This window comes from Methylomicrobium lacus (assembly GCF_041897535.1).
GTDB lineage: Bacteria > Pseudomonadota > Gammaproteobacteria > Methylococcales > Methylomonadaceae > Methylomicrobium > Methylomicrobium lacus_A.
The window spans coordinates 1,421,928-1,435,010 of sequence record NZ_CP169217.1; the positions used below are offsets into that span (position 1 = coordinate 1,421,928).

Annotated in this window: 12 protein-coding genes; 5 read left to right on the plus strand and 7 right to left on the minus strand. The window is 58.6% G+C overall.

Annotation, left to right across the window (positions count from 1 at the left end; genetic code table 11):
• Positions 1-7 precede the first annotated feature (7 nt).
• From ACEPPP_RS06220 to ACEPPP_RS06230, 3 genes are all read left to right on the plus strand, one after another.
• The gene (locus ACEPPP_RS06220; protein ID WP_374090172.1) at positions 8-2,731 is read left to right on the plus strand and encodes a cation-transporting P-type ATPase; all 2,724 of its coding nucleotides are present in this window, start codon (positions 8-10) and stop codon (positions 2,729-2,731) included.
• Between the two features lie 311 nt (positions 2,732-3,042).
• The gene (locus tag ACEPPP_RS06225; RefSeq protein WP_374090173.1) at positions 3,043-3,525 is read left to right on the plus strand and encodes a VOC family protein; all 483 of its coding nucleotides are present in this window, start codon (positions 3,043-3,045) and stop codon (positions 3,523-3,525) included.
• Between the two features lie 57 nt (positions 3,526-3,582).
• Entirely contained in the window at positions 3,583-4,461 is an 879-nt protein-coding gene (locus tag ACEPPP_RS06230) for a GyrI-like domain-containing protein (protein ID WP_374090174.1), read from the plus strand.
• A gap of 627 nt (positions 4,462-5,088) precedes the next feature.
• On the opposite strand, the gene ACEPPP_RS06235 is transcribed toward ACEPPP_RS06230, so the two are convergent.
• From ACEPPP_RS06235 to ACEPPP_RS06255, 5 genes are all read right to left on the minus strand, one after another.
• Positions 5,089-5,496: a cytochrome C gene (locus tag ACEPPP_RS06235; RefSeq protein ID WP_374090175.1), complete on the minus strand. Its 408-nt coding sequence runs from the start codon at positions 5,494-5,496 to the stop codon at positions 5,089-5,091.
• 20 nt (positions 5,497-5,516) lie between these two features.
• Entirely contained in the window at positions 5,517-6,593 is a 1,077-nt protein-coding gene (locus ACEPPP_RS06240) for a metallophosphoesterase (RefSeq protein WP_374090176.1), read from the minus strand.
• Positions 6,580-7,758, minus strand: coding sequence for a cytochrome-c peroxidase (locus ACEPPP_RS06245; protein ID WP_374090177.1), 1,179 nt, complete (start codon positions 7,756-7,758; stop codon positions 6,580-6,582). Before ACEPPP_RS06245 ends, ACEPPP_RS06240 begins: the two co-directional genes overlap by 14 nt.
• A 110-nt stretch (positions 7,759-7,868) precedes the next feature.
• Entirely contained in the window at positions 7,869-8,474 is a 606-nt protein-coding gene (locus ACEPPP_RS06250) for a TetR/AcrR family transcriptional regulator (protein WP_374090178.1), read from the minus strand.
• 49 nt (positions 8,475-8,523) lie between these two features.
• Positions 8,524-9,438: a LysR family transcriptional regulator gene (locus tag ACEPPP_RS06255; RefSeq protein WP_374090179.1), complete on the minus strand. Its 915-nt coding sequence runs from the start codon at positions 9,436-9,438 to the stop codon at positions 8,524-8,526.
• Positions 9,439-9,628: 190 nt separating this feature from the next.
• Between ACEPPP_RS06255 and ACEPPP_RS06260 the strand changes: the two genes are divergently transcribed.
• Positions 9,629-10,213 carry a beta-class carbonic anhydrase gene (locus ACEPPP_RS06260; RefSeq protein ID WP_374090180.1) on the plus strand — a complete coding sequence of 195 codons (585 nt, stop codon included), beginning with the start codon at positions 9,629-9,631 and terminating at the stop codon, positions 10,211-10,213.
• A gap of 189 nt (positions 10,214-10,402) precedes the next feature.
• Positions 10,403-10,924, plus strand: a complete 522-nt coding sequence (locus ACEPPP_RS06265; protein ID WP_374090181.1) for an NUDIX domain-containing protein — start codon at positions 10,403-10,405, stop codon at positions 10,922-10,924.
• A gap of 52 nt (positions 10,925-10,976) precedes the next feature.
• Here ACEPPP_RS06265 and ACEPPP_RS06270 read toward each other — a convergent pair whose 3' ends face one another.
• A complete protein-coding gene (locus ACEPPP_RS06270) occupies positions 10,977-12,074 on the minus strand; it encodes a DegT/DnrJ/EryC1/StrS family aminotransferase (RefSeq protein WP_374090182.1) in 1,098 nt (365 codons plus the stop codon).
• A gap of 28 nt (positions 12,075-12,102) precedes the next feature.
• A complete protein-coding gene (locus tag ACEPPP_RS06275) occupies positions 12,103-13,032 on the minus strand; it encodes a Gfo/Idh/MocA family oxidoreductase (RefSeq protein WP_374090183.1) in 930 nt (309 codons plus the stop codon).
• Positions 13,033-13,083: the final 51 nt, after the last annotated feature.

The following is a 13,083-nucleotide window of genomic DNA, read 5'->3' on the forward strand; positions in this document are numbered from 1 at the left end:
TTGACTTTTGACGATCGGTAAAAAATCTTCGGCAAAGCCAGACGCGGCTTCGTGGCACGCGCTTTCGACCGATGCCGTGTTCCAGGTGCTGAACAGCGGCGCGACAGGACTCGCCGCACAGGAAGCCCGGCGGCGACTGAAGCAGCACGGCTATAATCGGTTGACGCCGGCAGCAAGTACTGGCCCCCTGAAGCGTTTTTTGCTGCAGTTTCATAATGTGCTGATCTATGTCCTGCTGGCTTCGGCCGGCATTACCGCGGCAATCGAACATTGGGTGGACAGCGCGGTGATCCTCGGCGTGGTCCTGATCAATGCGCTGATCGGATTCATTCAGGAAGGCAAGGCGGAACATGCGCTCAATGCGATCCGCAATATGCTGACCTACGAGGCGATGGTATTGCGCGACGGCAGGCATCTCAAGATTCCCGCGGAAGAACTGGTGCCGGGGGACATCGTCAGCCTCGAAAGCGGCGACAAGGTGCCTGCCGATTTGCGTCTGCTGCAAGTCAAAAATTTGCGCGCCGACGAGTCGATGCTGACCGGCGAATCGGTCGCTGTCGAAAAAAATGCGACGCCATCCGAAGATCATGCCGCGCTGGGCGACCGCTTCAGCATGGCCTATTCGAGCGCTCTGATCACTTACGGCACCGCGCACGGTATTGTCGTCGCGACCGGCGACGACACAGAGATCGGCCGAATCAGCTCGCTTTTGCGCACAGTGCCGCAATTGACCACGCCGCTCTTAAAGCAGATTGCCGGTTTCAGCCGCTGGCTGACCGCCGCGATTCTGGTCCTGGCGTTGGCCGCCTTTGGCTACGGCTGGTTTATCGGGCATTCGTCGCTGCAAGACCTGTTCATGTCGGCTGTCGGCATTGCGGTGGCCGCGATCCCCGAAGGTCTGCCGGCGATCGTGACGATTACGCTGGCGATCGGCGTGCAGCGCATGGCCGCGCGCAACGCGATCATTCGCCGCCTGCCCGCGGTCGAAACGCTGGGCTCGGTGACCGTGATCTGTTCCGACAAGACCGGCACCTTGACCTGCAATGAAATGACCGTGGAATCGGTTTGCGTGAACAGCGACGAATTCACCGTCGAAGGGGCCGGTTACGACCCGCACGGCGATTTTAAACTGGCAGGGCTGAGTGCAAGCATCAACGATTATCCCGAGCTGCGGGAACTGCTGCGCGCGGCCGCGCTCTGCAACAATGCGCGGATCGAGCAGGCGAACGGCGCCTGGCATCTGCACGGAGACCCGACCGAAGGCGCACTGATTACGCTCGCGCTCAAGGCCGGGCTCGATCCGGACTTGTTGAACCAGGAAATGCCGCGTACCGACAGCATTCCGTTCGAAGCGGAACACCGTTATATGGCGACCTTGCACCACGACCATCTCGGCCACGCCTTCATGTTCGTCAAAGGCGCACCGGAGCGGATACTGGCGATGTGCAGCCAGGAGCGCCACCATGGCGAGGATGAGCCGATTCGGGGCGCGCACTGGCACCGGGTGATGGACGAGATCGCAGGCCGCGGTCAACGCTTGCTGGCGATCGCGTTCAAGACCGAACCTCTGACCCGAAGCCAAATCGAGTTTGCCGATGTCGAGAACGGCCTGACCCTGCTCGGCGTGGTCGGCATGATCGACCCGCCGCGCCCGGAAGCGATCGATTCGGTCCGGAAGTGCCAGAAGGCCGGAATTCGGGTCAAAATGATTACCGGCGATCATGCGGCGACGGCCTCTGCAATCGCCGCCCAGCTGCATATCGGCAACGGTTCGGTGCTCAGCGGCGCCGCCATCGATCTTCTAAGCGACGACGAACTGAAGGTTGCGATTCGCGATGTCGACGTGTTTGCCCGCACCAGTCCCGAAAACAAACTGCGCCTGGTCAGCGCGCTGCAGGCGGACGATCAGGTGGTCGCGATGACCGGCGACGGCGTCAACGATGCGCCGGCACTCAAACGCGCCGATGTCGGGGTGGCGATGGGCAAGAATGGCACCGAGGTCGCAAAAGAGGCCAGCGAAATGGTGCTGGCCGACGACAATTTCGCCTCGATCGTGCACGCGGTCGAGGAAGGACGCAGCATCTACGAAAACCTGAAAAAATCGATCATCTTCATCCTGCCGACCAGCGGCGGCGAGGCGTTGACGATCGCCGCGGCGATCATGACCGGCAAAGTCCTGCCGATTACCCCGGTGCAGATACTCTGGGTCAACATGATCACCGCCGTCACGCTGTCGCTGACCCTGGCCTTCGAGCCGACCGAGAGAAGGATCATGCGGCGTAAACCGAGAGATCCCCATGAGCCGCTGCTGTCGGGATTTTTGGGGTGGCGGATTCTGTTCGTCTCGCTGATCCTGGTGACCGGCACCTTCGGGCTGTTTTTGCATCAGCACGGCCTCGGCGCTTCGGTGGCCGAGGCGCGGACGATAGCGGTCAATACGCTGGTGCTGTTTGAAATGTTCTATGTTTTCAACAGCCGCTACCTGTATCAGTCGGTTCTGAGCCCGCGCGGCCTGTTCGGAAACGGCACCATCTGGTTCGCCGTCTTTGTGCTGACGGGTTTCCAGCTGGCTTATACCTATTGGCCTCCGATGCAGGCCCTGTTCGGTTCGGTCGATCTCGACCTGCCGACCTGGGGTCTGATGATCGCGGTCGCGTCCAGCGTTTTCTTTCTGGTCGAGATCGAAAAGTTTTTTATCCGCTTATTCACGGATCATAAATCGAACGGCTGAAATGACGTTTAGCCACTCTTGAATCTAGGGCAGGGAAACTATCATATAACCGTCGGACCCAAAACATGCCGGTCGGCCGATACCGCCAGTAACAACTTAACACACATGAGGAAGCTCTCATCACCCCGAAAAGAATAAACTCGTCTGTGGGAGCGACGCTCACGTCGCGACTTGAAGCTTTAATCGCGACGTAGGCGTCGCTCCCACCATTCATCTATCGGTTTTCACGGTAAAGCTATTTGAACGAGCCGCCGCAGCACATCGAAAACGGTTGCGGCACACTTGAGAAACTTTGTATCGAGGAATCACCTATGAACAACCCAGAAAATCCCGCAAATTCAGCGTGCATGCCCGGCGTTATCCCTCACCTGGTCTGCGCCGGCGCGGCCGCCGCCATCGATTTCTATATCAAAGCTTTCGGAGCAACCGAAATGATCCGGCTTCCCGCCGCGAACGGCAAGCTGATGCACGCCTGTTTGAGCCTCAACGGCGCAGCCGTGATGCTGGTGGACGAATGTCCGGAACAAGGCATGCTCGGACCCAAATCCCTGAAAGGCACGCCGGTTACCATCCATCTGGCGGTTCCGGACGTGGATGCGTTGTTCAGCCAGGCCGTGAATGCCGGCGCCACCGTGATCATGCCGGTTGCGGACATGTTCTGGGGCGACCGCTACGGGATCATCGAGGATCCGTTCGGGCACCGCTGGTCGATCGCGACACATCAACATCAGATGACGAAAGAGGAGCTGGTCGAAGCCGCGCGCGCTGCCGAAGAAGCCTGTTTCCAAAAATAATTCACCGCAGGATCAAACCATCAACACAAGCTACTTTGCAATCAGGAGACACAGCCTATGAAAGTCATGGTCATGGTCAAAGCCAGTCCAAGTTCCGAAGCCGGCGAAATGCCGAGCGAGGCATTGTTGACAGCGATGGGCCAATTCAACGAAGAGCTGGTCAAAGCCGGCATCCTACTGGCGGGTGAAGGACTCCAGCCCAGCTCGAAAGGCGTCCGCGTCCGTTTTTCCGGCCGGCAGCGCACGGTCATCGACGGGCCGTTCATCGAAACCAAGGAACTGGTCGCGGGTTATTGGCTGTGGCAGGTCAAGTCGATGGAAGAGGCGATCGACTGGGTCAAACGCTGCCCGAATCCGATGCCGGAAGAGTCCGAGATCGAAATCCGCCCGTTGTTCGAAGCCGACGATTTCGGCGACGCCTTCACCCCGGCACTGCGCGAACAGGAAGCAGGCATTCGGGCCATGGCCCTGGGACTTGGCACCGTCCGCTTTGAAAATATGGAAAAACGCGTGATAGCCGGGTTAAACGCACGCTTTTCTCTGGAAACGCTCGGCAATATTCCGCTGCATTGGCAGCGCATTGCGCCGCATTTAGGCCATATTCCGGGCCAAATAAGCAAGACCGCTTATGGCGTTTGCTGGAACCCCGGCGAAGGATGCAGTTTCGATTACCTGGTCGGCGTCGAGGTCGACGATACCGCGCAATTACCCGCCGGCTTCGAGCATCTGCAATTGGCGGCAGGGCGATATGCCGTGCTGACCCATAGCCAACACGTCGGTTCGATCAAACAAACACTAGACACGATCTGGACACATTGGGTACCGGACTGCGGGCTTCATATCGCCCCGCAGCCCTGGTTCGAGCGCTACACCGAAGCATTCGACCCGGCCACGGGACTCGGCGGCGTCGAAATTTGCCTACCCTTGGCCGAATAAATACAACCCAAACCATGACAACCCTACATTTCATGAGAAACCATCATGGCTTATATCGATGGTTTTTTACTGTTTTTGCCGACCGGCAATATCGACGAATACCATCGACAAGCGCAAGGACCGTAGATACTGTTATTCGAGTCAAGCGTCATGAAGAACAGGATCGAACGATTTACCGGATCTCAAGACGCCGAATGCGACATGAACGAGCCTAGGCATCATAGCCAGGTAGGGGCGCATTGCGCCCCTTTTTGATGCCAACTCACGCTAAAAACCTTAGCAATCGGAATAGATTGGTGGCCTAACTGCTGAAAATGGGTCAAATATTCCACCAGATTCATTAAATGGTGCGCGGTGCGCACCCTACAGCAGCAGGATCAGGTATGTTAGTCCGTAGGGCGGATTATACGCGCAACCAGAGAATATTTCGGTTTTGTTTGATCTAGGGGTGCGTCGTAATCCGCCGTATGTGCGCGGTGTTCATTCATACGGCGGATTACGACGCGCGGAAAGTCATTCTTAGACTTGGCGCTTGCGGGGTTTGCGCGTCTAATCCGCCCTACGCGTAAATGCCACTCACAAGTATTTTGACCACTAAACCAATCCGCGAAGTCTCATTTATTTTTCTCAATGCTTGCCAGGCTCCAGCTTCACGCCGCGCCGTTCATAGGTCACATAGGCCTGCAACGCAACCATTTTCGGATCATCGGCGGCAAGCGGCTGGCCTTCCAGAGGATTACGCAGGCACCAGTTGATCATCTCCCACAGCGGAATCACCTTGCCGATCTGCTTCTGGAATTTCGGATAGGTTTCGGGATGCGTGTTCGCCGCGTTCGGATGGCACTGCGCGCAGGCGACGCCGTTCGTACCCAGGGTCGGGCTGGTCCACAGTTCCCTGCCCTGTTTCACGACCTCCATGAATTGCCCTTGCCAGCGCTCCAGGTCGTCCTTGGTAAATTCGTCGGCCTGAACCGAAGCAGCGGCCATCGACGCCGCCAGCCCCAAAGCCAATTTTTTTGCGTGCAAGCTTTTCATACCCTATTCTCCAAGGCGGATCAAAAATGGCTTTGCGGCGGAATCCGCGCGCCTTCGGACTGGTATTCTGCATCGACCGGTTTTTTGGCGGCCTTGTCGAAACCCACGCTGCGATCGGTGTTTTCGGGCAGCAGGTAATTGAGATCGACGTGACCATTGGCGACATTGATGAACTGCCAGCCGGTCGCATCGCGTTCGAAGAACGGGTCGGAGCGGTTCATCGGCACGGTCAGTTTCGGCAGGTATTGTTCGGCTTGCGCATAGGACTGCGGATACGGCCACGGCCAGGCGGTCGCCATCACCGAGTTAAAACTGATATTGCCGATCTGGTTGTACTGGATCTGATGTACGTGGCCGTAGATCACCGACACCTTGTTGAAAGGCTTCAACAGCGCCTGAATCTGCTCCGCGTCCTCGGTCCAGAAATTCCAGCCCTTGTAGATCTTTTGCAGCGGCGAATGCGAAAACACCACGATCGGCGTCGTCTTCGGAATCTTGTCCAGATCCTTTTTCAGCCATTGGCGCTGCTCGTCGCCGACCATGAACGGCGAGCTGTTCGGATTGTCGAGCCCGGCCATTTCGAGCATGCGTTGCTCGGCCGTCGGCCAGCGTTTGTAGGTCCAGTCGTCGTAGGTGCGTATGCTGTTCAGCACGATGAAATGCACGCCCTTGTGGTCGAAACTGTAATACTGCGGCCCGAACAGTTTTTCCCAGTAGGCGCCGAGGTCCAGGTAATAGTCGTGCTCGCCCATCACATGGCGGGTTTTATATTTCAGCGCCGATAGGATCTCGGCGCCGTGATCGAGTTCCGGCACGGAGCCCAATTGCGCGAGATCGCCGCCGAACATCACGAAATCCGGCTTTGGATTCAACAGATTGGTTTCGGCGACCGCGCGGATCAGGCCGCGGTCCCAGTTCCGGACGAAACGGCTGCCCTTGATCTGCTGAATGTGCGCATCCGAAATATAGGCGAACGTGAAGTTCTGCTGTGCATCGGCAAAGGCCAGTTCGACCAGGCTGATCGGCAGGGTGCTGCCGAGCGCCAGGGCGCCGGAGGTTTGCAGAAAATGGCGGCGGCTGCGATTAATGTGATTCATGTCCTGTCTCCCGTGGGGCTGCGGCTGTGACGGCTTGAGCAAACTGCGGGCTGGTCAGCGCTTTCAGAAATTCGACCAGATCGTCTATCTGCGCCTCGGTCAGATTCAAGGGCCGAATGCCGCCGCTCAGAAAATCGTTGACCTTCGCGCCGGCCGGCGTCACGCCGCCGTTATTGTAATGAATCACCACCTCTTTCAGCGTTTTGAGGCTGCCGTCGTGCATGTAAGGCGCGGTCAGGTCGATGTTGCGTAGGGTCGGCGTCTTGAACGCGCCGATCGCGGTGATCTTGTCGGTCACCGCGAAACGGCCGAGCTCGGAGGACTTCTTGTCGGTCAGCACGATCCGGTCGACATCGCCGCCCTTCGCCTTCGCTTCCAGAAAGGCGCCGGCCAGACGCGGCACATCGTCCTGAATCGCATTGATGCCGATGCCGATGTTATGGAACTTGCTGTCGGTGAACAGCGCGTGATCGTTTTCGATCGTATGACAGGAGACGCAGCGGCCCTGGCCTATGAAGAGCTGGAAGCCGCGCTGTTGCGCCGCGTTCAACGCGCTCTTGTCGCCTTGGAAGTAATAACGGTCGAAGGGCGAGTTGCCGGACACGATCGAGCGTTCGAAACTCGCGATCGCCCTCGCGACATGGTCCATCGTCAACTTCGCGTCAGTGACGCCGAACACTTCCGTAAACGCTTTTTTGTAGTCCGGATCGGTGCGCACGATTTGCAGGATCGGCTCATGGTTGGCCAGACCGCCTTCGACCGGATTGACGGGCGGCTGCTTGGACTGGCCTTCCAGATCGGGCTCGCGGCCGTCCCAGAACTGCGAGGTGTAAAACGCCGCATTGACCACGGTCGGCGCGTTACGCGTGCCGGTCAGACCATGATGGCCGGTCGAAAATTGTTTGCCGTCGGTGAACGCGTGTTTTTCGCTGTGACAGGTCGCGCAACTGACCGTGCCGTCGATCGAGAAACGCGCGTCATGGAAAAGCTTGTCGCCGAGCGCAATCTTCGCCGGCGTCTGCGGATTGTCGGCCGGAATAGGAACCGGCGGCAGGCCGCGCAGCGGATTGGCGGCCGCGGGACTCACCTCGGCGGCGCCGGGCGCCGTTTGCGCCTGCGCCAACAACGCGGTGATGCTGAGCATCAGCACGGAGAGTAAACGCATCGGAGCCTCCATCGGTTTGCTTCATACAGATGGGATAATAGACCGGCAAAGTGCCGCAACGTTCTCCCCCTTCAGCAAAACGATGAGTTCCATCGGCGGGCTTGGAGAAACTACCTTCTGCCCTGATGCCGCCAGCTGTCGAGGAAGTGCCGGACCAGCAGTTTCACGCTCGCATTCATGTCGTCCGCGCCGACGGCCGCGAACTTGCCGGTCAGCGACAGCATGCAGATGCCGTGGATGCCGCCCCATAACGCCCGCGCGGCCTGTTTGGCCTGTGCCTCGCTGCGGTCCGCGGCCAGCCGCTGGAATTCCGCCTCGAAACGCGAAAACGCGCGTTCGATTTTTTCTCGATACCAATCCGGCAGTTCCCCGCCCTCCGGCTGGCGATGCTCGAAGATCAGGCTCCAGCAATTGAAGTGGCGGCCGGCAAAGTTCAGATAAATCTCCGCGATCGCTTCGATCGCCTCGGCCGGCTCTTGGGGCGGCATGCTGTCGAACCGTTCGACCAGCGCATCGAGCGTGCGGGCATTCAATTGCAGCACCAGATCGTTCATGTTCTCGAACACCATGTAGATGCTACCGACCGTATAGCCGATTTCGAACGCGACATTGCGCATCGTCAGCGCCTTGCTGCCTTCCTCGGCGACCAGCGTTTCGGCGGCCTGAAGCACCATGGCCTTGATTTCAGGGAGTGTATGTTGGCTTCTTCTTGCCATTGTGTTTTAGGTTGTTGATTAAAGACTCGGCGACAGCATCAGGAGAGTTTCAAGCCGCCCGGTCCACGCCGGACGGAGCGTTTTCCGCGAAATATCGGACCATAAAATCGACGAACGTGGTCAGTTTGGCCGGCAAAAAGCGCCGCTGCAAATAGGTCGCATAGATCGCCAGCGACGGAATCCGAAACTCCTGCAACACTTCGACCAGTTTGCCTTCCGCCAGATAATTCGCGACCGAAAACTCCGGCGCCTGGGTAATGCCCATGCCCAAGGCCGCGGCCTGGCACAGGGCGCGGCCGTTGTTCGAGGCGAAATGCCAGTGAGTTTTGATCTTGATCTCGTCGTTGCCGGCGCGGAAAATCCAGTAATCGCGGTGCGGCGTATCCATGTAATGCAGGCAGCGGTGTTCGCTGAGTTCCTCGATGCGTTGCGGTTTGCCGTGCGCGGCGATATACTCCGGCGACGCATAAACGCACAGACGCGTCTCGGCGATTTTTCGGGCCACCACGCCGAGGTCCAGGGTGTCGGTGACCAGGATCGACAGATCGAAATTGCCCTCGCCGAGGTTCACATGACTGTTACGCAGGGTCATCAAAATTTTGACGTCCGGGTATTCGCGCTGATAGGCCTCGATCGCCGGCACCATGAACAAGCCGCCGAAGTCGATCGGCGCGCTGACCTTCAACACTCCGCGCACGTTTCTGCCGAGCTGCGAAGTCGATTCGTCCAGCTCCAAAAAATCGTCGAGCAACTGCTTGCCGCGGTGATAGTAAATCTCTCCGGCCTCGGTCAGGCTGATCTGGCGCGTCGTCCGGTTCAGCAAGGCGACGCCGAGCGACTCCTCCAGTTGCGCCATGTATTTGCTGATCATCATCGCGGACAGATTCATCTCGCGCGCGACCGCCGCGAAAGTGCCGAGTTCGACGATGCGGCAAAATACCCGCATGTTGTTCAATTTGTCCATGGCCGCCAACTATAAACTATAAATTTATATTTTATAAATTTTTAACGCTATTTAAAGTCTGGGTTTAGTCGGGTATATTGCGCAGCGGAGATAGTTAGAAGAAGCCGCTTGGCCCTGTGCATCGAAAGAGACAAGACCAAGCGGTTTTTTTATATCGACCGGTTTTCAATAATAACGATAAGAGGCACCCATGAGCAAAATTCTGAATGAAGTCTTGGCCGCCAACCAAGATTATGTCAATAATTTCGGCGACAAAGGCGACCTGCCCTTGCCTCCCGGCCGGCATTTCGCGATACTGACCTGCATGGACGCGCGCCTCGATCCTGCCAAATATGCGGGCCTGTCCGAAGGCGACGCGCACGTGATCCGCAATGCCGGCGGCCGCGCCAGCGACGATGCGATCCGCTCCCTGGTCATCTCCTATAAACTGCTCGGCACCCGCGAATGGTTCGTGATCCATCATACCAACTGCGGCATGGAGCTATTTTCCGATGAGATCATGCGCGACCTGTTGGCCAGCAGCTTGAAAACCGCATCCCTGAACGAACAAGGCTTATGGTACGACACCGGCGAAGGTCCTGGCTCGCACGAGGCCAAGCACATCAGCTGGCTGACCATTAAAGATCAGGAGCAAAGCGTTCTGGAAGACGTTGTCCGGATCAAGACCCATCCTTTGGTGCCTCGCGAGATTCCTGTTTACGGTTATATCTACGACTGCAAATCAGGACGCTTGATCGAAGTGCCAGCCGCTACTGAAGCCGGCAAGGCCAGTTAAGGCGCATCAGCGTCATCGGTCCCGCCCGCTGTCAGGCGGGCGGAGGCATTTACCCGCTCTCGATGCAGCCCTTGCTCTGTTGCCTTAATCTCGTCCTGTCGCTATGATGAGGCTGGTCAAAGCCGTCAGATGGCGCCGAGCGTCCGTCATCATGGCTTATCAGAGACGCATGCCACGCAGGCAAAGATCATGAAACCACTCCCGCATCAAGAGCTGCTCGCGGTCGTCGATCAAGACGACAACGTCGTCGACACCTGCGCCCGGCACATCGTGCATGCCACCGGACTCATGCACCGTGCGGTGCATATCCTGGTATTCGACGAATCCGGCCGCCTGTTCCTGCAAAAGCGCTCGATGAGCAAGGACCTGAATCCGGGACTCTGGGATACCTCGGCCGCAGGGCACGTCGATGCGCACGAAGATTATGATGCCAGCGCGCTGCGTGAGCTGCGCGAAGAACTCGGCGTCGAGCACGGCAACCCAATCGCGCCGATGTTCAAGCTTCCGCCAACCCTTGAAAACGGCATGGAGTTCGTCCAGGTCTATCGGATCACGCATAACGGCCCGTTTGTACTGGCCGCGGACGAGATCGACGCCGGCGGCTGGTTTACGCCCGGCGAGATCGACGCCCGCGTGCAGGCCGATGACTTAGAGCTGACGCCGACCTTCAAGCTGCTTTGGCGGCACTGGGGCACGGCGAGCAGCGCTTGACGCCCCTATCCTGCCGCGCTAGCGGGCGGCAAGGCGCCGCCCGCCCGGCCGATCAGCCCAGCAAGGCGCCGCGAATCACCGCCACGATCGTTCTGATCGTTTCCTCGTCCAATTCCGAACAGATCGGCAAAGACAGACAGTTCGCCGCGACCTGTTCGGTCACCGGCAGACTGACGCCGGCGCAGGCTTCCTTGAACACGTTTTGCCGATGCAGCGGCACCGGATAATACACCGCGCAGCCGATCTGGTTTTCCTGCAAGGCCTTCATCACCTCGTCGCGGCGATCGCATAGCAAGGTATATTGATGGTACACATGCTCGCCGACCCCGTCCTCGAAAGGCGTCGCCAACGGCAGATCGGCCATCAGTTCGGAGTACAGATGCGCGGCGCGGCGGCGCGCCTGGTTGTAGCGGTCGATGCGCTTCAGCTTGGCGCGCAGAATCACCGCCTGCATTTCGTCGAGACGGCTGTTGTAGCCGATGATGTCGTGATAATAGCGGACCTTCGAGCCGTGATTGTGCAGCATCTTCAGTGTTTCGGCGGCCGCATCGGAGTGGGTCACGACCAGGCCGCCGTCGCCGTAGGCGCCGAGGTTTTTGCTCGGAAAGAAGCTGTAAGCGCCCGCATCGCCGATCGCGCCGGTCTGCTTGCCGTTGATCGAGGCGCCGAACGACTGGCAGCAATCCTCGATCAGTTTCAGATTGTGCCGCTTGCAGATGTCGGCGATCCGCGCCATATCGGCCGGCTGGCCGAACAGATGCACCGGCATCACCGCGCGGGTCTTCGGCGTGATCGCCTGCTCGATCGCCTCCGGCGAGATGTTGAAGGTCTTGGGGTCGATGTCGACAAACACCGGCTTCGCGCCGACATAGCAGATCGCCTCGGCGGTCGCGATGAAGGTGAACGCGGTCGTGATCACTTCATCGCCGGGGCCGATGCCTTCGGCGATCAGCGCCAGATGCAGCGCATCGGTGCCGGAGGCGACGGCGATCGCATGTTTGACGCCCAGATAATCGGCGCATTCCCGTTCGAAGGCCTGCACGTTCGGGCCCAGGATGAACGAGCAGTTCGCGATCGTTTCGGCGAGGCCGCGCTCGACTTCATCCTTGATTTCGGCGTACTGCGCCTTCAGGTTTACCATTGGTATCATTTTTTTCAAGCCTTGAGTCTATCTATTGTTAATTCAGCAATTCGGTAATCTTGATCGCGGTCGCGAGCGCCCTTCTCCCCGCTTCTCCCGGCACCAGCGGTTTTTCGCCGCTTTGGATGCAGGCGATAAAATGTCTGATTTCTTCGAGCAAGGCATCGCTGGTCGCGAACACCGATTCTTCGGTCACGATCTCCGGGATGCCGGGGAACATCTCCTTGTCGCCGGTGCGATGCTTGGTCAAGACGCGGTTCTGGAAATCGACCGACACGTAGGAGGACGGCCGGAACATCCGCATCTTGCGTTCCAGCTTCATGCTGATCCGGCTCGCGGTCACGTTCGCGACGCAGCCGTTCTTGAACTGCAAACGGGCGTTCGCGATGTCGGTGCCCTGGGTCAGAACGGCGGTGCCGCTCGCATCGATCCGCTCGACTTCCGAATCGACCAGCGCCAGGATGATGTCGATATCGTGAATCATCAGATCGAGCACGACGCTGACGTCGTTCGCGCGCGGATTGAACGGCGCCAGGCGGTGCGATTCGATGAACAGCGGCTTTTCTTCCCGGTCGAGGCCGAGCACGGCCGGGTTGAAGCGCTCGAGGTGGCCGACCTGCAAGATCCGGTTTTTCTCTTTTGCGATCGCGATCAGTTCGTCGGCCTCATCGAGCGAGACCGTGATCGGCTTCTCGACCAGCACATGCGCGCCGGCCAAGAGAAAATCCTTGGCTACCCGATGATGCAAGGTCGTCGGCACGACCACGCTGACCGCATCGACCTGACCCAAAAGCTCCCGGTAATCGGTCAACGCCTTCGCGCCGTGTTTTTCGGCGATGTTGCGGGCGGCCGCTGCATCGATGTCGACGACCGCGACCAGTTCCGCATCCGGCAGCGAGGCGTATTTTTCCGCGTGAAACTTGCCGAGATAACCCGTGCCGATCACCGCGCATTTTAATTTTTTCATCTGTTTTTTCCGGCTATCCGCGTCGGCATCGGCTCAACCCGCCTTTTTGCC